General features: G+C 70.2%; 13 protein-coding genes and 1 pseudogene. 9 read left to right on the top strand and 5 right to left on the bottom strand.

The window, feature by feature from the left end; genetic code table 11:
* Nucleotides 1-4: 4 nt before the first annotated feature.
* Together D7Y21_RS09960 and D7Y21_RS09955 are read right to left on the bottom strand one after the other, a co-directional pair.
* Complete coding sequence (locus tag D7Y21_RS09960) at nucleotides 5-862, bottom strand: general secretion pathway protein GspE (protein WP_120564842.1); 858 nt, start codon at nucleotides 860-862, stop codon at nucleotides 5-7.
* A 70-nt stretch (nucleotides 863-932) separates the two neighbouring features.
* Nucleotides 933-1,304: a Spx/MgsR family RNA polymerase-binding regulatory protein gene (locus D7Y21_RS09955; RefSeq protein ID WP_121712775.1), complete on the bottom strand. Its 372-nt coding sequence runs from the start codon at nucleotides 1,302-1,304 to the stop codon at nucleotides 933-935.
* A 39-nt stretch (nucleotides 1,305-1,343) separates the two neighbouring features.
* Here D7Y21_RS09955 and D7Y21_RS09950 point away from each other — a divergent pair, with 39 nt between their 5' ends.
* The 5 genes from D7Y21_RS09950 to D7Y21_RS09930 all read left to right on the top strand — a co-directional run bounded on the left by D7Y21_RS09950 (nucleotide 1,344) and on the right by D7Y21_RS09930 (nucleotide 7,615).
* On the top strand, nucleotides 1,344-2,702 hold the full coding sequence (locus tag D7Y21_RS09950; protein WP_121712773.1) for a right-handed parallel beta-helix repeat-containing protein: 1,359 nt from the start codon (nucleotides 1,344-1,346) through the stop codon (nucleotides 2,700-2,702).
* Between the two features lie 145 nt (nucleotides 2,703-2,847).
* Complete coding sequence (locus tag D7Y21_RS09945) at nucleotides 2,848-3,885, top strand: lysylphosphatidylglycerol synthase transmembrane domain-containing protein (RefSeq protein ID WP_120564839.1); 1,038 nt, start codon at nucleotides 2,848-2,850, stop codon at nucleotides 3,883-3,885.
* A 115-nt stretch (nucleotides 3,886-4,000) separates the two neighbouring features.
* A complete protein-coding gene (locus D7Y21_RS09940; protein WP_120564838.1) occupies nucleotides 4,001-4,411 on the top strand; it encodes an SET domain-containing protein-lysine N-methyltransferase in 411 nt (136 codons plus the stop codon).
* 195 nt (nucleotides 4,412-4,606) lie between these two features.
* Nucleotides 4,607-6,229 (top strand): DUF1592 domain-containing protein, encoded by a 1,623-nt coding sequence (locus tag D7Y21_RS09935; RefSeq protein WP_233591697.1) that lies wholly within the window; start codon nucleotides 4,607-4,609, stop codon nucleotides 6,227-6,229.
* A 12-nt stretch (nucleotides 6,230-6,241) separates the two neighbouring features.
* Nucleotides 6,242-7,615: a DUF1552 domain-containing protein gene (locus D7Y21_RS09930; protein ID WP_120564836.1), complete on the top strand. Its 1,374-nt coding sequence runs from the start codon at nucleotides 6,242-6,244 to the stop codon at nucleotides 7,613-7,615.
* 95 nt (nucleotides 7,616-7,710) lie between these two features.
* On the opposite strand, the gene D7Y21_RS09925 is transcribed toward D7Y21_RS09930, so the two are convergent.
* Nucleotides 7,711-8,997 (bottom strand): pectin acetylesterase-family hydrolase, encoded by a 1,287-nt coding sequence (locus D7Y21_RS09925; RefSeq protein WP_304988560.1) that lies wholly within the window; start codon nucleotides 8,995-8,997, stop codon nucleotides 7,711-7,713.
* Between the two features lie 301 nt (nucleotides 8,998-9,298).
* Between D7Y21_RS09925 and D7Y21_RS09920 the strand changes: the two genes are divergently transcribed.
* Nucleotides 9,299-9,979 carry a hypothetical protein gene (locus D7Y21_RS09920; RefSeq protein WP_121712769.1) on the top strand — a complete coding sequence of 227 codons (681 nt, stop codon included), beginning with the start codon at nucleotides 9,299-9,301 and terminating at the stop codon, nucleotides 9,977-9,979.
* Here D7Y21_RS09920 and D7Y21_RS09915 read toward each other — a convergent pair.
* On the bottom strand, nucleotides 9,970-12,105 hold the full coding sequence (locus tag D7Y21_RS09915) for an ATP-binding domain-containing protein (protein ID WP_121712767.1): 2,136 nt from the start codon (nucleotides 12,103-12,105) through the stop codon (nucleotides 9,970-9,972). The two genes, D7Y21_RS09920 and D7Y21_RS09915, sit on opposite strands and share 10 nt — an antisense overlap.
* Before the next feature lie 328 nt (nucleotides 12,106-12,433).
* Between D7Y21_RS09915 and D7Y21_RS09910 the strand changes: the two genes are divergently transcribed.
* The 3 genes from D7Y21_RS09910 (at nucleotide 12,434) to D7Y21_RS09900 (ending at nucleotide 17,446) form a co-directional block, all read left to right on the top strand.
* Entirely contained in the window at nucleotides 12,434-13,282 is an 849-nt protein-coding gene (locus D7Y21_RS09910; protein ID WP_120564832.1) for a hypothetical protein, read from the top strand.
* Nucleotides 13,283-13,406: 124 nt separating this feature from the next.
* Complete coding sequence (locus D7Y21_RS09905; protein WP_121712766.1) at nucleotides 13,407-16,250, top strand: carboxypeptidase regulatory-like domain-containing protein; 2,844 nt, start codon at nucleotides 13,407-13,409, stop codon at nucleotides 16,248-16,250.
* A gap of 50 nt (nucleotides 16,251-16,300) precedes the next feature.
* Nucleotides 16,301-17,446 (top strand): acyl-CoA dehydrogenase family protein, encoded by a 1,146-nt coding sequence (locus tag D7Y21_RS09900; RefSeq protein WP_120564830.1) that lies wholly within the window; start codon nucleotides 16,301-16,303, stop codon nucleotides 17,444-17,446.
* Nucleotides 17,447-17,448: 2 nt separating this feature from the next.
* Here the strand turns inward: D7Y21_RS09900 and D7Y21_RS09895 are convergent.
* Nucleotides 17,449-19,099, bottom strand: a pseudogene (locus D7Y21_RS09895) (hypothetical protein); the annotation flags it as partial.

Below are 19,099 nucleotides of genomic sequence, written 5' to 3'. Positions count from 1 at the left end.
CGCGTCAGGAGTGGCGCGGCCAGGAGTTCTCGCTGCCCGCATCGGGACGCAGCCTGCGCACGGCGCGCAGGAGCAGCTCCTCGTCGCGCGGGTTGGCCAGGAAGCCGCGCGCCTCCAGCTTGCGCGCCCGTTCGAAGCCCTCATCGTCCGACGTCCCGTGGACGATGAGCGCGCCCTCGATGTGGACCTCGCCCGCGAGCAGCCCCTCCATGGCCTGGAGGGGGGCGAGCACCAAATCGTTGTCGCGCGTGTGCAGCACGTCCAGCGGCGTGGCGACGCGCGACGGGATGCCGTTGCGCGCCAGCGTGCGGGAGATGAGCACCGCGGTGACGGGCGGCCATCCGTAGAGAATCAGCGGCGGGCTGGGCACGGCGGGGCGGCTCGGCTCCGGCGCGGCCCCGGCCGTCTCGCGGATGCCATAGAGGGCGCTGAGCGCGCGGGACAGGGCGCCGTCGGAGGCCAGGTGTGGCTCCACGCGTGCCTTGCCGGACACGGCCCGCACGTCATCCACCGCGTCCAGCGACAGCGGCGCGGGCACGGCCAGGTGGAGCACCTCCCGGTCCTCGCGCGTCTCCAGCCGCAGCGGTACGACGCCGTACTGCCGGGCGATGCGCGCGGGCACCAGCTTGGTCAGGGCACGGTCGAGCGGATGCCGGTCCAGGTCCACGGCCTCCACGTCGAACTGGATGGCCAGCCCGCGCAGGACGTCCGCCTCCGTGCACACGCCCTCGCTCACCAGGGCGCGGCCCAGCGGGACATGGACCTCGTGGTGGTGCACCAGCCCCAGGCGGAGCTGGCCTTTGTCGACCACTCCCAGCTCCAGGAGGATCTCCCCCAACGGGCGTCTGGTTCCGATTTCCATGCCCACTCAACGTGGCAACCGGCCCCGCACGCGACGACGCTCGGACGGGGGCTCGTCCGCCCGCCTGCCCTCAAGACGCGTGAAGGGGGAAGAGCGCCTCGTAGGCCTCCGGCTTGAAGCCCACGGTGACGGCCTTCTTCGTGACGAGCACTGGCCGCTTCACCAGCTTCCCGTCCTTCGCCAGCCACTCCACCAGTTCCGCGTCGGAGGCCGCGTCGACCTGCTCCTTGCCGAGCGCGCGGTAGCTCTGCCCGCTGGTGTTGAGCCACTTGCGCACGGACACGCCGCTCTTTGGAATCCATTGGAGCAGCTCCGCCACGGTGGGCGGCTGGTCCACGATGGGGCGCGTCTTGTAGGAGACGCCTCGCGCCTCCAGCCACTTCAGCGCCTTCTTGCAGGTGTCACATCCGGAGTACGCCAGCACGAGGATGTCATCGGACATGCGCGGGCTTCTACCAGAGCGCTTCCGGGAAGAGAGACCATGAACCGCTCCGCCACGCTCCACATCGTCCTGTCCGTCCTCTGCCTGCTGGGAGGTGGGGTGGGGTGCTCCGGCGAAGTCGAACCGGTTGAAGAGGTGCCGTCGGGCATCGTGCCCGACAGTGGCTCGCCGGACCGCGACGACGCGGGGACTCCGGACCGAGACGCGGGCACGTCGGACGCGGGCACGTCGGACGCGGGCACGTCGGACGCGGGGGCGTCCGATGCCGGTACCCCGGACGCGGGCACCGCCGATGGAGGCGTAGTCATCCCCGGAGACGGCGGCACGCAGGTGGCGGGCACGATGCCCGCGCGCCTGACGCTGGCCGGCTCTCCATACCGCGTCGTGGGCAACGCGCAGTACGTCGTCACCATCCCCAAGGGCCAGACGACGACGGTGGAGCCGGGCGTGGTCATCGACTTCAAGGGCAACCCCTCCGTGACGGACGCGGACGTGCGCGACAGCGCGCAGGACGTGATGAACCACCAGAACGGCCGCGTGGAGCTGCGCGTGTACGGCCGCATCCTGGTGCAGGGCACCGCCAGCGCGCCGGTGACCTTCACCTCCACCAATCCCTACGGCTGGTGGGGCATGAACTTCTTCGGAGACCAGTCCAAGGGCGACGGCGACCCCGTCTTCCGGCACATGGTCTTCGAGAAGGTGCGCAAGAATGACTACAACGGCGACCGGGACCGCACGCGCGGCGCGCTGTGGGCCTACTACCCGGGGCCGGTCACCATCGAGCACTCGCTCTTCCGCGACAACGAGTCCTCCGGCAAGTGCGGCGCGCTGGACCTGATGTTCACCGACGGCTCGGTGGTGACGGACACCCTCTTCGAGAACAACCGCACCCGCGACATCGACCGCTTCGCCACCGGCGACGGGGCCACGTCCGGGGGCGGCGCGATGTGCGTCACCCACGGGCGCAACTCCATCGTGCGTGGCAACACCTTCCGGAACAACACGCTGTCCGCCTTCCGGGGCAGCCGGTCCAACGCGCTCCAGCCGCGCACCTACGAGGTGTGGCCCAACGGCACGAACCACTACGACCTGGGCGGCGGCGGAGCGCTGCACTACTTCCAGCCCGACCACGACCTCATCGAGAACAACATCTTCGAGAACAACGCCGCCGTGCGCGGGCCCGGGGCGGCCCTCTACCTGGAGGACGTGCCCAACGCGGGCGTCACCCTGCGCGGCAACACCTTCACCGGCAACCAGGCCGGCGCCGGGGGCGTCATCGTCTGCAACCGGGGCGGCGGCGACGCCACCGAGCTGGTGCTGGGCGTCGGCAACACCTTCAGCGGCAACACCGTCAACGGGGCGGCGGCCCCGCAGGTGACGGGCGACTGCGCCCGCTGAAGAAGGCCACCCCCGAAGCCGCTGGAGCCTGGAGTCACTGCTCGCCCGCTTGGAGAGCAGGCGGGCTGCCATGCTTCAGGACCTGCCCCGTGGGGCCGCGAAGCGCATCCTTTCCGAAGCCAGCCCATTCCCTGGAAGGAGACGCATGGAGGGCACTCGCGCCGAACCCATCCCCACCCTGGAAGAGCCGCTGGAGGTGCCAACGAGGCGACGGCGGGGCTGGTGGATTCCAGGGGTGCTGGCGCTCGTGGCGCTCCTTGCGTTCATCCTCTCCCGGCACAACGAGGAGAAGCAGTTCCTGGAGCTGCTGCGGCAGGCCCGGCCCGCGTGGCTGCTGGTGGCCGCCGCGTGTCAGGTGGGCACGTACCTGTGCGTGGCGGGCATCTGGTGGACGGTCCTGCACCGGGCGCGCATCAAGACCTCGCTCTGGTCGCTGGCGCGGCTGTCGCTGATGAAGCTCGCGTTCGACCAGGTGATTCCCACCGGCGGCGTGGGCGGGTCGCTGCTCGTGGGCCGCGGGCTGCGCCGCCAGGGCGCGAACCCTGGCATCGCCGCGGGCGCGGTGCTGCTCACGGTGCTGTGCTTCTACATCGCGCAGGCGCTGGGCGTGGGTGTGAGCCTCTTCTTCCTCTGGCGCAGGTCCGAGCTGAACGAGTGGATCCAATGGCTCGTCACCGGCTTCGGCGTGGTGGCGTTGATCATCCCGCTGGGCATCCTCTGGGCCACGCGGCACCGCGAGTGGAAGCCGGGCCGCTTCGCCCGGCGCATCCCGTCCCTGGGCACCCTGCTCAAGGCCATCGCGGAGGTGCCGCCCGGCATGCTGCTCAACCCCGGCCTGCTCGTGCGCGGCGTCCTGCTGCAACTGGGCGTCTACGTGCTGGACGCGGCCACGCTGGGCGCCATGCTCCAGGCACTGGGGCAGGAGGTCCCCCTGAGCACCGTGTTCGTCAGCTTCATGGTGGCCTCCATGGCGGAGACGGTGTCCATCATCCCTGGGGGCGTGGGCACCTACGAGGCCGCGTCCGTGGGCATGCTCAACCTCTTCGGCGTCCCGGTGGAGGCGGCGCTCGCGGGCACCCTGCTCCTGCGCGGCTTCACCCTGTGGCTGCCCCTGCTTCCCGGCCTGTACCTGCTACGCCACACCTTCCACCGCCGCCCCGTGCCCGGGGGGCAGGCAGGCTGACTTCGCCGGAAGTCGCGGAAGGTCCCACGCCTTTCGCCGCCGCTTCCCGTGGCCGCCCGTCTTGCGCGATGGTTCGCGCCGCGTGGACGACACCGGAAGGGAGAGCGAAGCACTCATGAACCTGGGCCCGGCGCTGTTCCTCCACCCCGGCGTGAAGGTGCGGCCGTGCGAGTGGGGCATGGGCGTCTTCACCGACACCTTCATCGCCGCGGGTGAGCTCATCGAGGAGTGCCACTACCTCAAGGTCCCGCAGCGGCAGTGCCGGGGTGAACCGCTCGATGATTATGTTTTCGAGATTCGCTGGCACCGCCACGAGGAGCCCCGCAAGGGCGACTGGGTCGCGCTCGTGATGGGCTACGGGATGATCTATAATCACGCCAGCGACCCCAACGCGTCCTACAGCCGCGCGGAGGACCGCGATGTGTTCCGTTATCACGCACTGCGGGACATCCACCCTGGTGAGCAGATCTTCATCAGCTACGGGGAGAACTGGTGGAAGGCGCGAGGTGAGGAAGTTCCTCCCTGAGTCGCTACGCACCGTGTGCGCACCTGACCGGTGCGTTCGCACTTCCTGCTCCGTGAGTGCCGCTTCTTCCTTGGGGAAGCATGGAAACGCTCGGAAATGAATTCACCCCTGTCCGCGTGGGGAGCAACCAGTACAATGCGAGCCGCCTGTGCGCCGGTGCTCCAGGCCGCGCGGATGCGAGGAATGCCAGACATCATGCCATTGCGTCGTTTCTACCTGTCCTCCGCTCTCGTGCTGTCCGCCTCCGCCTGCACCGGCAACATCGGTGGGCAGGACGCGGAGCTTGAAAGCGCGGCGGCCCCCGCTCGGGTGCGCCGGCTGACGCGCGACGAGTACAACAAGTCCGCCGCCGCGGTGCTGGGCACCGAGGTGGACATCGCCCAGGGCTTCGCGGCCGAGGACACCATCCTCGGCTTCTCCACCCACGAGCGGCTCCAGGTGACGTCGCTCCTGGCGGATCAGCTCGACACCGCCGCGGTGACGCTGGCGGAGCAGGGCAAGTCACAACTGAGTGACCTCTACGCGTGCCCCAAGGGCAAGACGCAGGACGAGTGCGCGCGGTCCTTCATCCAGCGCGTGGGTGAGCGCGCCTTCCGCCGGCCGGTGACGGCGGAGGAGGAGACGGACCTCTTGGCCCTCTTCAACGAGGGCAAGAAGGGCGGCACCATGGCGACGGGCGCGGAGCTGGTGCTCCAGGCGCTCTTCTCCTCCTCGTCCTTCCTGTACCGCACGGAGCTGGGGCCGGAGACCGCCCGCAAGGGCCAGGTGGTGGAGCTGACCGCCTACGAGCTCGCCTCCGAGCTGTCCTTCATGGTGACCGGTGGACCGCCGGACGCCACGCTGCTCGCCTCCGCCAAGGCCGGCACGCTGTCCTCGCCCGACGAGCGCGAGGCCCAGGCGCGCCGCCTGCTCAAGACGGAGGCCGCGCAGGTGAAGCTGCGCCAGTTCTTCGTGGAGTGGCTGGGGCTGGGTGGCCTGGCCAAGGTCAACAAGAACAACCTGGTGTACCCGGACTACAGCGTGGACTTCCGCGACTCCATGGTCCGCGAGCGCGACGCCTTCATCGACTTCATCGTGAAGGAGCACTCGGGCTCCGTGGCGGAGCTCTTGGGCGCCAACTACTCGTTCGTGGACGAGACGCTGGCGAACTTCTACGGCGAGCTGGAGCGCACCAACGTGGATGACAACACGGGCCTGGGCCGCGTGACGCTGCCGCCGGAGCGCCTGGGCATCCTCACGCAGGCGGGCGTGATGTCCACGTACGCCCACTTCGACTCGTCCTCGCCCATCAAGCGCGGCAAGTTCGTGCTCACGCGCCTGTTGTGCCGCACGGTGCCCGCGCCGCCGGCCAACGTGTCCACCATTCCCCCGGCCCTGTCGGAGAACGCCACCACCCGCGAGCGCTTCGCTGCGCACACCGACAACGCCGCGTGCGCCAGCTGCCACAAGACCATCGACCCCATGGGCTTCGGCATGGAGGACTTCGACGGCCTGGGCCAGCACCGCACGGAGGAGAACGGCAAGAAGGTGGACGCCAGCGGCGCGGTCATCGCCAGGGACGGCACCACCAACCTGGGCAACTTCACCGGCGGCGCGCAGCTGGCGCGCTTCCTGACGACGAGCGAGGAATTGGCCAACTGCGTGCCGTTGCAGTTCGTGCGCTACGCCATGGGGCGTGATGAGCACGCCTCGGACGCGGAGCTGCTCGCCGCCATGCGCACGGGCCCCTACCGCACGGATGGCATGAAAATCACCGAAGCGCTGGTCAGCCTGGTGCGTTCGTCTTCCTTCACCCAGCGGCGTCTGCCCACCCGTTGAGCTTTGACTTCCATGCCCCGCGACTTCTCCCGACGCAGCATCCTGAAGCTCCTGTCCGGCACGGCCATGGCGGCGCCCTTCGCGCACCTGCTCACCAGCTCCGTCGCCGAAGCGGCGGACGCCGCGCCCCTGCGCTTCATCGCCCTGTTCACCCCCCACGGCCTCCTGCCGGAGTACTGGGTGCCCAAGGGCAATGACACCAGCTTCAACATCGACTTCGAGAACTCCGTCCTCCAGCCGCTCCAGCGCCACCGGGACAAGCTCCTGGTGCTGGACGGCCTGGACTACCGCGTCCTCTACGAGCACGGCCGCACCGGCCACGAGGGCGGCCCCGTCACCTTCCTCACCGGCAGCCAGGTGGAGGTGTCCAGCGGTGACGAGCTGCCCGCCAACGCGTCCCTGGACCAGGTGATTGGCAACGCGGTGGGCGGTTCCACCCAGTTCCGCTCGCTGCAGCTGCACGCCTTCGAGCAGTTCGGCGCCCAGCACGTCTACAACAGCATCTCCTTCACGGAGAACGGCTCGCGCGTGCCGTTCGAGCTGAACCCCGCCAACGTCTACAAGCGGCTCTTCGCCAGCATGGGCGGCTCCGAGGCGGAGGCGCAGGCCATGCTGTCCAAGCGCAAGAGCCTCCTGGACTACCTCATCAAGGACGCCACCCGGCTGAAGTCGCGGCTGGCGGCCGCGGAAGGCACCAAGCTGGACACGCACCTGGCGGCGCTGCGCGACATCGAGCGGCGGCTCACCAACTCGGGCGCGCTCAACTGCTCCGCGCCGGTGAAGCCCGCCAACACCGACCTGGGTGACATCAACAACATGCCCGCCCTCACCGAACTGCACATGGACCTCATCGCCCGTGCGTTCGCGTGTGATTTGACGCGCGTGGTGACCATGACCATCCCCGGCCCGTCCATGCCGTGGATTGGCATCGACGAGGACATCCACAACGACATCGCCCACCGCACGGACACCCAGTCCGAGCCGGCGCGCACCGAAATCCGCCTGCGCATGGTGGCGGTGCAGCGGTGGTACTCCGAACAGCTGGCGCGGCTGATGGACACGCTCAAGTCCATCCCGGAGGGCAGCGGCACGGTGCTCGACAACACCGTCATCCTGTGGGGGAACGAGCTGGGCGACGCCGCCGGCCACATGAACGTGTCCATCCCCACGGTGCTGGCGGGCGGCGCGGGCGGGAAGTTCCGCATGGGCCGCATGCTGTCCCTGCGCCCCGGGAAGGACCCGCTGGGCGACTGGAAGGGCCCGGGCGCGAAGCTGGAGGGCGCGGTGCCGCACAACAAGCTGCTCACCTCCATTGCCCAGGCCTTCGGCGTGAACGTGGATCGCTTCGGCCACGACGATTACGCGGGCACGCTCGACCTCAGCTGAAGCCTCCTGGTGGCCTGACAGGCCCCGGAAAAGACAACGGGAGCGGACCCCTGGGGCCCGCTCCCGTTTTCATTTCAGCGAAGCGACGGTGGGGACTACCCGCCGAGCGCGCCGTTGATGAGGGGCGCGAGGATGCTCATGCCCGCGTCCTCGTTGTTGTAGTTGTTGGCCGGCTCGTAGATGCGGATGCGCTGGTTGTTGTTGATGAAGCGCGACAGGAAGACGTCCATGGGGACCATCTCGCTGTGGCAGGCCCAGGACTGCCACGGGCTGTCGATGTACTCGTACCAGTACTTCTTCTCCATCCGCTGGCAGGCGTGCGCGCCCACGAAGGTGATGATGGTGCTGCAGTGGCTTTGGTTGATGGCGCGGTGGTGCGGGATGAAATAGCTGAAGTTGTTGTACTTGTTCAGCTCGTTCACGAACGCATCCTGGTCCTGCTTCCAGTACGCGTGGATGGACGCCTGGTCGTTGGGCGTCTTGAAGCGCTCATACGAATAGCGCGAGTAGTTGTAGTCCAGCGTGTAGCCCGTGTACGCGAGCTGGTCGTTCGGGAACTCCGTGGCCACCATCTTGTTGATGGAGCCCATGTCGTTGATGTTGAAGCTGGCCGGCAGCTGGCTGAACACCGAGTCCAGGTTCCACGACGAGCGGATCTTGTCGTGCAGCGGGCGCGACAGGGAGTTCGCGTTCGGCGCCATGAAGATGGGGCCGGAGTCGTTGATCATGTACCCCTTGGCCGGGTTGATGGCCTTGCGGATGAAGTAGTAGCCGGCGGAGGTGGACGTGCCGCCCGCGCTGTAGCCCGTCACCAGCAGCTTCTGCACGCTGGGGAAGTTCTGCTTGGCGTAGTTCGCCGCGGCCAGCGTGTTGGTGTAGCCGTTGTGGTACCAGGTCAGCGGCGCCTGGCCGCCGGTGCTGTCCACGTACGTCTTGGCGTTGTTGCCGATGTGCACGTCGCCCGTGCAGTACGGCAGGTAGACGACGTTCCAGCCCTTCGTGACGATGTCCTTGCGGTCGCGGAAGGGCAGGCCCGGGTCCGCCCCGTTGACGATGGGGGACACGTACTTGGCCGTGAACTGCGTCATGTAGTCGTCGGCGATGCCGTTGGGGTTCGCCGCGCCCAGGATGCCCAGGCGGCCGCTACAGGAATCGTAGTCCCAGCACGCGCCACCGCCCTCCATCATGAACAGCAGGTTGGGCGAACCCGTCTTGTGCACGAAGAACTTGTACTGCGAGCCGTTGCCACACTTCAGGCCGGGCAGCGTCACCTTCTGCCAGGGGTAGGTATTGCCGCCGTCCACCAGCACGTCGACGATGCCTTCCACCAGCACTTCAGCATGCGCGGCGCCCACGGGGGCAGAGAGGGCCAGAAGGCTCATCCAGAGAAAACTTCTCATGCGGCTTCCTCCAAAGGGGGAGTAGTGAGTGGGGTTGCGGCCGCGGATGATACGTTTTTGTTTATCAGCCGTAAGCGGGGAAACTTCGCTTGCGGTGAAAATAGTGAATTCCATGTTGGGTGCAGCATTCCATCCGAAACGATTGGGATTGTCGTCGCGCGTCAGCCAGGAATTGAGAATTGACGCGTCGTGACATGTTTTAAATGTATCAATTGCGCAGTGCGTCGCCGTAAGGGCATGGCACGGGTTGCGGCGGGTGCGGGGCGCGGGGTATGGCCTTGGCATGAGCACGCACGCGCGTTGGAAGCTGCCCCTGGGCACGGCGGGAGTCCTGGTCCTGGCGGTGGGGGCGTGGCTTGTCTTTGGCGGGCCGGCTCCGCGGGACGCCGCGCCGGTGGTGGCGCCCGCGCCCGTGACGCAGGCCCCCGTGCCGCCGCCCGTGTTCGCTTCCACGCCGGCGGTGCCCCGCGCGAAGGACGGCGGGCTGGACCTGGTGGGCGCGGCCACGGCCCAGGTGCAGGCGGCGGCACCGGACCCGGAGGCCGCCCCCTATCCGGTGGACCTGGAGGCGCTGCGCGCGAAGCTGCCGGGCAACCTGTACTTTGAAATGGACGCGCCCACGAAGGACCCGGCGGAGCTGAGCCGCCGGGAGGGCGTGAAGGCGAAGTGGAACGCGCTCTACGGCAAGGTGCTGTCCAACGAGGCCTCGGAGGAGGAGGTGCACCAGTACTACGAGCACCGCCGCCAGGTGTCCGAGGACGCCATCGCCTTCGCCACCACGATGCTGCAGGACTACGGCGACAAGCTGCCCTCGGAGCACCGGGGCCTGCTGGAGCTGAGCGTGAACATGCACCGCACGCGCCTGGCGGAGCTTCCGCGCCAGGAGTCGGAGGCGCTGTCGCGCCGCGAGGCCCACGCCCAGCGGCAGAAGGAGTGGCGGGCCGGTGGTGGCCGTCAGCCCTGAATCGACGCGTCCGCGCCGGGGAAGGTGCGGATGAGCGGGGAGCGCACGGCGGAGGAGGCCACCCACAGCTGGTGGGAGGAGCGGGTGACGGCGACGTGCAGCCTGCGGCGGGCCTCGTCGTCCGCGGGGTAGGCGCGCGCGGTGACGTCCGGCAGGACGACGTAGTCGAACTCCAGGCCCTTCACGTTGTCCACGTCCGTCACGTCCACGCCGGGCTCGAAGGAGAAGTCGCCCTCCAGCACCAGCCGCGCCCAGGGCATCTCCCGGATGACGCGGTGGAAGGACTGGGCGGACTCGCGGCTGCTGGCGATGACGCCCACCGACGCGTGCGGCTCGCGCAGCACCAGGTCGCGCAGGGCGTCTCCCAGGAACAGCCACGCCTGGGCCTCGTCGGGGAAGTGGTGGAAGCCCACGGGGGCTCCCTCGCGGCCGGCCTTCGCGGCGGTGGCCGGGGACTGGGTGCCCAAGACGTGCTGCGCCAGCTCCACCACCGGGCGCGGGCAGCGGTAGGACACCTGGAGCCGGCAGGTGGCGGCGTCGCGGATGCCCAGCTCGTCCAGCGCGGCGTCCCAGCCGGCGAAGCCCGCCGTCGTCTGTTGCACCTCATCTCCGGCGAGCGTGCAGCTGCGGCTGTCGCCGAGCAGCTGGCTGACGACGAAGAGCTCGAAGAGGGAGAAGTCCTCCGCCTCGTCCAGCACCACGTGCGCCAGCCGCTCCGCGCCCAGATGACCCCGCTGCGCCTTGAGGAACATGAGGACGGGCAGGTCGTCCGCGTCCACGGTGCCCGCGAGCGCGTCCGGCGTGTCCGCTTCAATCGCGCGCCCGTCCACGGTGACGAGCCGGTCCTCGTCGAAGCCCTTGTACTGGCGCGACAGCGGCGTGGCGGTCTGCTGCCTGGTGTGCTCCATCACCTCCGCCACCACGGTGCGCGGCAGCTCTCCCTTCGCGTCCGCCACCACGGCCTCCAGGAAGGCGCGGTCCATGTACGCGTCCGCCAGCTTGATGCGCAGCCGGTCCAGCGTGGGGGGCAGGGCCTTGCCCTTGAACAAGGGCAAGCGGCCGGCCAGCGCGCGGCGCAGGGCGGGGTGGCGCTTGAAGCGCGAGACGAGCGCGGGCGTGTCCGGGGACAGCTTGATGCCCGGCACGCTGAAGGCGCTTCTCGCGGTGGCCAGCGACCAGGCCTCCAGCGTCTCCACGGACACCTTGCCCAGGCCCAGCGGCGCGAGCAGCCGGCGCGTGAGCCGGGCCAGGCCCTCCTCCGGGACGACGACCTTGGTGCGCGCCTGCGGGTATGACTTCGCGTCGTCGAAGATGACCTTGGCCAGCCGGTGCAGCGCCACCGTCGTCTTGCCGCTGCCCGCGCTGCCCAGCACCAGCAGCGGCTGCTCCGGGCCGGTGCTGACGGCGGCGTACTGCTCCGCGTCCAGGAGCGCCGTCACGCCGAAGGCGTCCTCCACGTGCGTGGCGCCCCGGCCCACGCCCAGGAAGCCCGGACGCGCGGCGGTGCCGCTGCCGCCCGCGAGCACGGAGGCCGCGTCACGGCCGCGCGAGTGCCAGCGGCCTTGTGAATCGCGCTGGAGCAGGTAGGGGCCGGTGCTGATGCGGGTGAGGACGCCCTTCTCGATGATGACCAGCCGGCGCGCCTCCACCTCGCCTTCGGAGAGCCGGTCTCCGAAGTACTCCTCGAACGCGTCGCCCTCCTCGTAGTTGTAGAAGACGCGCGCGACGGGGGCGAATCTCCAGTCGATGACGCGCACGCCGGCGGAGAGGTTGGCGAAGCTGGTGCGGCCGAGCAGGTAGTCGCGCGCGCCCGTGGGCCCGGACAGGCGCAGGTGCGCGAAGTAGGGGGCGTGCGCGTCTGGCAGCGGGACGGCCTCCTGCCGCTCCAGCATGGAGCGCACCTCGTTCATCTGGGTGAAGACGTGCGGCAGGTCCGCGGCGTGCGCCGTGGTGGCGTCGTCGCGCAGCACCGCCAGCTGGGCCATCAGCCCCTGTGTGTCCAGCGTGCGTTCCGAGGCCTGACGGCGCGCCTCCGCCAGCGCCTGCTGGACGCGTGACAGCAGGGCCTCTTCCTCGGCGATGAGCGCGAGCGCCTCGGGCGACAGCTCCTGCTCCTGGCCGGCCATGATGTCTTTCCTTTCCGCCCGTGGGCGTTCGTGGAGCGGGCAAGGTGAACGCTGGCCACCGCCGGGTCAACCCGTTGGATTTTCGGGCCGACTTGCTAGATTGAGGATCGCGGTGAAGGCGCCCGTCCCTTCTCCTGGGTCCTCCCGCACGCACGCTTCCCATCCACCCCGACAGGTTGCCTCCCCATGGGGTGGGGTGGATGTCCGCGACTGATCGCAGAGGGGGGGTGTCTGTCGAATGGCGGCGCGCGCTGGAGGCAGGTGGCTTCTAACGGCACTCGCGGCTTGCTTCCGTCCGCATCCATCCCGAACACGGAGGATGTACCGGATGACCTCGATGAATGCGCCGTTCCGCTGGACGCTGTCACTCGCAGCCGCGCTGGGAATCGCCACGTCGGCGGGGGCGCAGGAGCCGGAGCCACAAACGGAGTCGGAGACGTCCACGACGACCGCGACCACCACGATGAGCTCGGAGGAGATGCAGAAGTCGGGGGGACACCACCAGGAGGGGCGCGTCGGACCGCAGTTCGCGGTGAGCGGCAACGTGGGCTTCGGCCTGGGCTACGTCTACACGAACGGTCAGGCCCCGGGCGGCGGTCTGGAGGACCTGAAGATCACCCAGTCCGCGAAGATCTCCTTCCCCCTCATCGCGGAGCTGGGCTTCCGGGTGACTCCGCGGTTCTACCTGGGCGTGTGGGGCAGCTGGGAGCCGGTGCTGACCAAGACGAACGACCTGTCGTGCCCGGAGGGCTTCAGCTGCGACACCTTCCAGTGGCGCGTGGGGCCGGAGGTCCGCTACCACATCCGGCCGGGCTCAGGCTTTGATCCGTGGATCGGCCTGGGCGTGGGCCTGGAGATCCTCAAGAGCCATGTGGAGGGCGACACGCAGGTGCAGGTCGCGCCAGGGGTGTTCCTCCCCACGCACGTGGACACGCACGTGACGGACCGGGGGCCCACCATCGCGCGCCTCACGCTGGGCGGTGACGTGCGCGTGGCGCGGTCCCTGTCGGTGGGGCCCATCATCACCGCGTCCGTGGGCCAGTACACGGTTCGCACCGGGACGCAGACGCTGGACATCACCGGTGTGGGCACCCGCGACCAGGGGCTCACGCCCGTGGATGACGGCTTCCACGCGCTGTTCACCGTGGGCATCCGCATCGCGTTCCTACCCCTGTAGCACCGCGTGGCGGCGCCCACCCTGAAGCAGGGGCGGGCGGTGGAAAACGCGTGGCACCCCCTTGGAACCTGGGGGCCGGGTGAGGTGTCTTGGGGCTCGGCTCCCCACCTCCCCCGGAGGGTGCATGTCGTCTCGCAAGGTGTTCGTCGTGGTGGCCGGGCTGGCGCTCCTGCTGGCCGGCGTCTTCGTCTGGATGCGCGCCGCCTCGCCCGCCGAGTCGGTGCGCGCTGAAGCGGTGGCGTCTCCTGAGCGGCCCGCGTCCGGCCCGACGCGGGCCCCGGTGCGGACCGAGGGTGGGGCGACCGCGCCCGTCGAACAGCCCATGCGGGACGCGGATGGCGCGCTGCGAGTGGAGACCGTCACGGCCTCGGGGCCGTTCGTGGGCGCGGAGGTGACGCTGTACCTGCGAGGGCCCGCGTCCCCAGGCTCACGGCTGCCGTCATGGCGCGTGGCGGGGCAGGGCCGGACGGATGCGGCGGGAGCGCTGGTGTTGCCCGCGCGTCCCGGGCCCTATCTCGTCACCGCGCACGCGGAAGGGCTCGCCCTGGCGCGCGCGGAGGTGACGCGTCCCCATGGAGAAGCGCTGTCCACGGTCCGCCTCCTGCTGGAGCCCGGTGTGTCGCTGACAGGCCTGACGGTGGAGCGCGCGGGCGGCGCACCCGTGCCGATGACGGAGCTGACGCTCACGCCGCATACCGGCTTCGAGGACGCGCTCCCCGTGTTCCTCCAGACGGGCGCGTCGGTGCCGGACGAGGCGCGGCATGAGGCGCTCAGCGACGCACGGGGCGCGTTCGGGTTCCATGGGCTGGCGCGCGGTGAATATCAACTGGAGGCGCGAGCCCCGGGCCACGCGCCCCACCGCATCGCGCGCGTGCACGTGCCGGGGACGGACCTGCGCGTGGAGCTGGATGGCTCCGCGTTCATCGAGGGCTTCGTCACCCGGGCGGATGGAACGCCCGCGCCGGGAGCGCGAGTGAGCGCCTGGGGCCAGGATGGCGCCGTGGAGGTGGAGGCCGGAGACACGGGGAGCTTCTCGCTGGACGTGCCGCCCGGGTCGTTCCAGGTGACGGCCCGTCACGGAGCGGAGACGGGCGCGGCCGGAGGCGCGGTCGTCGTGGGGCCGGGCATGACGGTGAGGGACGTGCGGATCCGCCTGGGCGGCGCGGCGTCGCTCGCGGGAGTGGTGCGGCGCAAGGACTCGGGCGAGGCCATCGCGGGAGCCACGGTGGGCGTGCGCGCGCATGGCGACCGCGCGGACCTGCTCCAGGTGCGCTCGGAGGCGGATGGACGCTTCGAGGTGGGCGGACTCGCGCCGGGTGCCTACGACGTGCAGGTGCGCGCTCCGGGCTTCCAGCCGCTCACGCGCACGGGGCTGGGCGTGCTCGCGGGGCAGCGCTTCGAGCTGGTGCTGGATCTCGCGGCGCCAGGGCGCATCGAGGGCACGGTGGTGGATGGCGCGGAGGCGCCGCTCCCTGGTGTGACGGTGGTGGCCCAGCTCAGGTGGCGGCCGCTGCCAGACGCGCTGCCCTCGGTGACGGACGCGCAGGGGCGCTTCACGCTGGAGGATGTGCCAGAGGGCACCGTGTACGTCGCGGCGCGCCGCGCGGACAGCGAGGACCAGGTGCGCCAGCCCGTGCGCGTGGAGGCGGGGAAGACGGCGACGGCGCGGCTGACGCTCGTGGGCGAAGGCGTGCTGGAGGGCACCGTGCGCAAGGAGGACGGAGCGCGGCCGTCCGGCGCGGTGACGGTCACCGCGCACCGGGTGGGTGCTCCGGCCTCCGAGTCCGTCGACGTGCCCGCGAAGCCGGATGGAACGTGGTCGATGCGCGTGGGCGCGGGGCGCTATCAGTTGAGCGCGTGGTTGTCCGCGCTGCGCTTCCAGAACGGGGACCAGCAGCAGGTGGTGGAGCTGGAGGCGGGCGGCCGGCGCCACGTGGACCTGGTGGTGGGCGAACCCAAGAAGCCGCTCCGCGTGACGGTGCTGGAGCCCAACGGCGCGCCGAGCGTCCACGCGACGGTGATGGCCACGGAGGCGGGCCACACGGACATCCAGGCGGAGGAGATGACGGACGCAGCCGGGCAGGCGGTGCTGGCCTTGGACGGCCTGGGCTCGGACGCGTGGCGCGTCTGGTCCACGAATGGCGGACGGCAGGGCGAGGCCGCGAGCGTGTCCGCGTCCCAGAAGGAGCTCACGCTCCAGCTGAAGCCCGCGGCCCGGCTGAGGGGCACCGTACGTTCGGCGGGAGGCCGCGAGGTGCGGGGCTTCGCGCTGACCGTGACCGCGGCGCGCGGCGAGGACGACTTCCTCTCCCGCGTGGAGCGTCAGTTCTCCGGGGACTCGTTCCAGGTGGACGACGTCTTCCCCACGCGTGTCACCGTCACGGCCACGCTGCCGGACGGGCGCGCAGGCAAGGTGGACGTGACGCTCGCGTCCGGCGCGGAGGCCGCCGTGGAGGTGGTGGTGGACGCGGGCGGCGGCGTGTCCGGACGGCTGGTGGATGCGCGCACGAACGAACCGCTCGCGGGCGCGTACGTGGACGCGGACGGCATCGCGTCCCCCACCACGGGCGCGGACGGGCGCTTCGAGTTGAAGGACCTGGCCCCGGGCGCGCACCGGCTCACCGCGTGGAGCCGGGGGCGGGAGCTGGTGGACCGGCGGGTGACGCTCGCCGCGGGGAAGACGCAGGCGCTGGGGGACTGGCGCCTGGGGCTTCAGCGCGTGGAGCCGGGGCGGCTGGGCCTGAGCTTCGGCATGACGGGACGGGACGTCGTCATCAGCGGCATCGCGGAGGGCGCGGACGTGGCGGGCCTCCAGGTGGGGGACGTGCTGCGCTCCATCGACGGAGCGGTGGTGCTGGACACGGGCGAGGCTCGGCGGCGCGAGCTGGGCGCGCCGGGCAGCCCCGCGCTGCTCGCGCTCCAGCGAGGCGGCCAGGCGCTGTCCTTCACGTTCATCCGCGCACGCTGAAGGAGGCGCGGCTTGAAAGCGCGGGGCATGCCCTGACAGCATCCCGCGCCATGGATGAGCGCTTCACCCCGGAGCACGAGGCGTTCCGCCGCACCGTGCGTCAGTTCGTCGAGAAGGAGCTGGCCCCGCACGCGCTGGAGTGGGACCAGGCCGGCGAGTTCCCTCGCGACGTGTTCCGCCGCTGCGGCGAGCTGGGTTTCTTCGGCATCAGCCACGCCCCGGCATATGGCGGCAGCGGGCTGGACTATTGGTACGTGGCCGCCTTCGCGGAGGAGCTGGCGCGAGCGCGCAACGGGGGCGTGGCGATGTCGCTCCTGGTGCAGGGACAGATGGCCACGCCGGTCATCAACGAGCTGGGCACCGACGAGCAGAAGCGCGAGTTCCTGGCCCCCGCGCTCACCGGCGAGCGCATCGCGGCGCTGGCGATGAGCGAACCGGACGCGGGCTCGGACCTGGCCCGGCTGCGCACCACCGCGCGAAGGGACGGCGACGACTACGTCATCCAGGGCGCGAAGACGTGGATCTCCAACGGCGCCCGCGCGGACTTCCTGGTGCTGGCGGTGCGCACGGGCGGGGAGGGCGCGCCGGGCATCTCGCTGGTGACGCTGCCCACGGACGTGAAGGGCTTCTCCGTGTCGAAGAAGCTCCAGAAGGTGGGGCACCGCTCGTCGGACATGGCCATCCTCTACTTCGAGGACTGCCGCATCCCCGCCCGCTACGTGCTGGGCCGGGAGAACGACGGCTTCTTCCACATCATGAACAGCTTCCACGCGGAGCGCCTGGTGACGGCGCTCTACACGGTGGCGGTGATGGACGACCTGCTCCGTGAAGCCATCCGCTACGGCCGCGAGCGTCAGGCGTTTGGAAAGCGGCTCCTGGACTTCCAGGTGTGGCGCCACACCTTCGTGGACCACGCCACCCGCGTGGAGGCGGCGAGGCAGCTCACCTATCAGGCGGTGCAGCTCTTCAATCGCAAACGCAAGCAGAAGCCGGTGAAGGAGATCGCGATGGCCAAGCTCCTCACCACGGACCTGGCCCAGCGCGTGGCCTATGACTGCCAGCAGTTCTACGGCGGCATGGGCTACGTGGAGGAGTCACACGTCGCGCGGGCGTGGCGCGACGTGCGCATGCTCACCATTGGCGGCGGCACGTCCGAGGTGATGAAGGAGATCATCGCCGGGACGATGGCGCTGTAGCCTCAGGCGGCCTGCTTCTCCTGGGTGCCTTCCAGCCAGCGGGCCGCATCCGCGCCGTTGCCCTTCCACACCGTCGGTGTGCCGTCCACCGTGCGCCGCGCCACTTCCAGCTCCCAGCCCACCTTCACGGGGCCGACCTTGAAGCCGGGCGCCATGGAGACGCCCCGCTGCGTATAGGACGTCTCCTTGTACTCCACGGTCGCGTCCTGACCGGCCGTGTTGAACGCCCCCGGTACGTCGCCTTCCAGGAGCTTGCCGAACGCGCCGTTCTTCACGAGCGTGCCCGGGTTGCCCTCGATGCTGACCTCGTAGGACGTGCCCTTGCCGTTGCCCTGGACCAGGCCAGCGCCCTCCACCGTCAGCGTGACCTTGCTGCGCGAGTTCGCCGCCATGTCCTTGAGCGCGGGGCCGAGCGCGGCCTTTGGATCCTTGAGGACTTCGTCTGTCTTTGACCCGGCGGGCAGCGGGATGCGCGTCTCCACCTCCAGCTTGCCGCTGCCCTTGAGCGACGTGCCCACCTTCACGCCGCCCTTGATGGGCAGCTTCATCCGGTCCGGCCCGACGATGGACTTGTCCACCTCCAGGTTCCGGTTCGGGCCGCCACCCACCTCCACCTGGACGGCGTCCTTGATGACGACCTCGGGCGGCTTGCCCTCCGGGAACTCGATGCGGACCGTGCGGTCCGAGCGCGCCTTGCCCCCCACGTCGAGGTTGTTCACCAGCGGCCCGCCCGGGACGGGGATGTCCGCGGCGAACTGCGCGGCGCCCGTGCCCCGCAGCTCCACGGCGGCCATCTTGCTCCGCAGCCACTCGATGTCCTCCTTGGGAGGCATGTCGGCCGCGCCCGCGATGTTGGCCTGCATGCCTGTCTTCATGCGGTCCATGATGCGATTGGCCCGGGCCACCTCGGCGGGCGTCTCGAACTTGAACTCCACCTTGCCGCCACCGCCGGCGAGCAGCTTCGCGTCGAGCTTGCTGTTCTCGAAGCCCACGCCGCCCAGGATCTCCGAGTCGATGCTCAGCCGGTAGTTGGGCCCCGGCTCGCGCGCGCCCGTGGTCGGGTTGGTGCGCATGCCCTCTTCACAGCTGACTTCAATCTGCGCGCGCGTCTGGAGGCGGCCCATCTTGTAGCCGCCGTCGAAGCCGCCGGACGTGGAGAACTTGTCGCCCGGCTTCATGGACTCGATGTCCACCTGCGAGCCCGTCACGTCGGTGCCGGCTCCGAGCACCTTGAGGGCCCCGTCCACCTTGGACTCCAGCCAGGTGAAGCCGGGCACGTTGTCGCGAGCGCTCTGCAGCAACTGCTCCATCGCGCCCTGCGGCTGCGCGGTGCCACCCACGCCGCCCGCCGCCAGGCCTTCCGGCTGCACCTGTCCCGCGACGCCGCCCTCGAGTCCCAATCCGCCCGGACTGTCGTTCCCGGCCCCTCCAGCCACGGGACCCGCCTGCGTGCCACCGCTGACGCCGCCCGCGGCGATGCCTCCCGGACCTCCGGCCGGAGCCGCATGGCCTCCAGCTCCGGCCGGAGCCGCGTCTCCACCCACCCTGGCCGGACCCGCGCGCCCACCGCGAACCTCGAACCCGTCTCCGGGACGCCCGACTGCGGGCCGCTGCGCCGGACGGTTCGCGGGGCCCTGCGACGGGGCCTCCGGA

This window comes from Corallococcus sp. AB045, assembly GCF_003668895.1.
In the GTDB taxonomy this organism is placed as follows: Bacteria; Myxococcota; Myxococcia; order Myxococcales; family Myxococcaceae; genus Corallococcus; species Corallococcus coralloides.
Note: the sequence above shows the minus strand (reverse complement) of the source record. Positions and strands in the feature narration are given on the sequence as shown.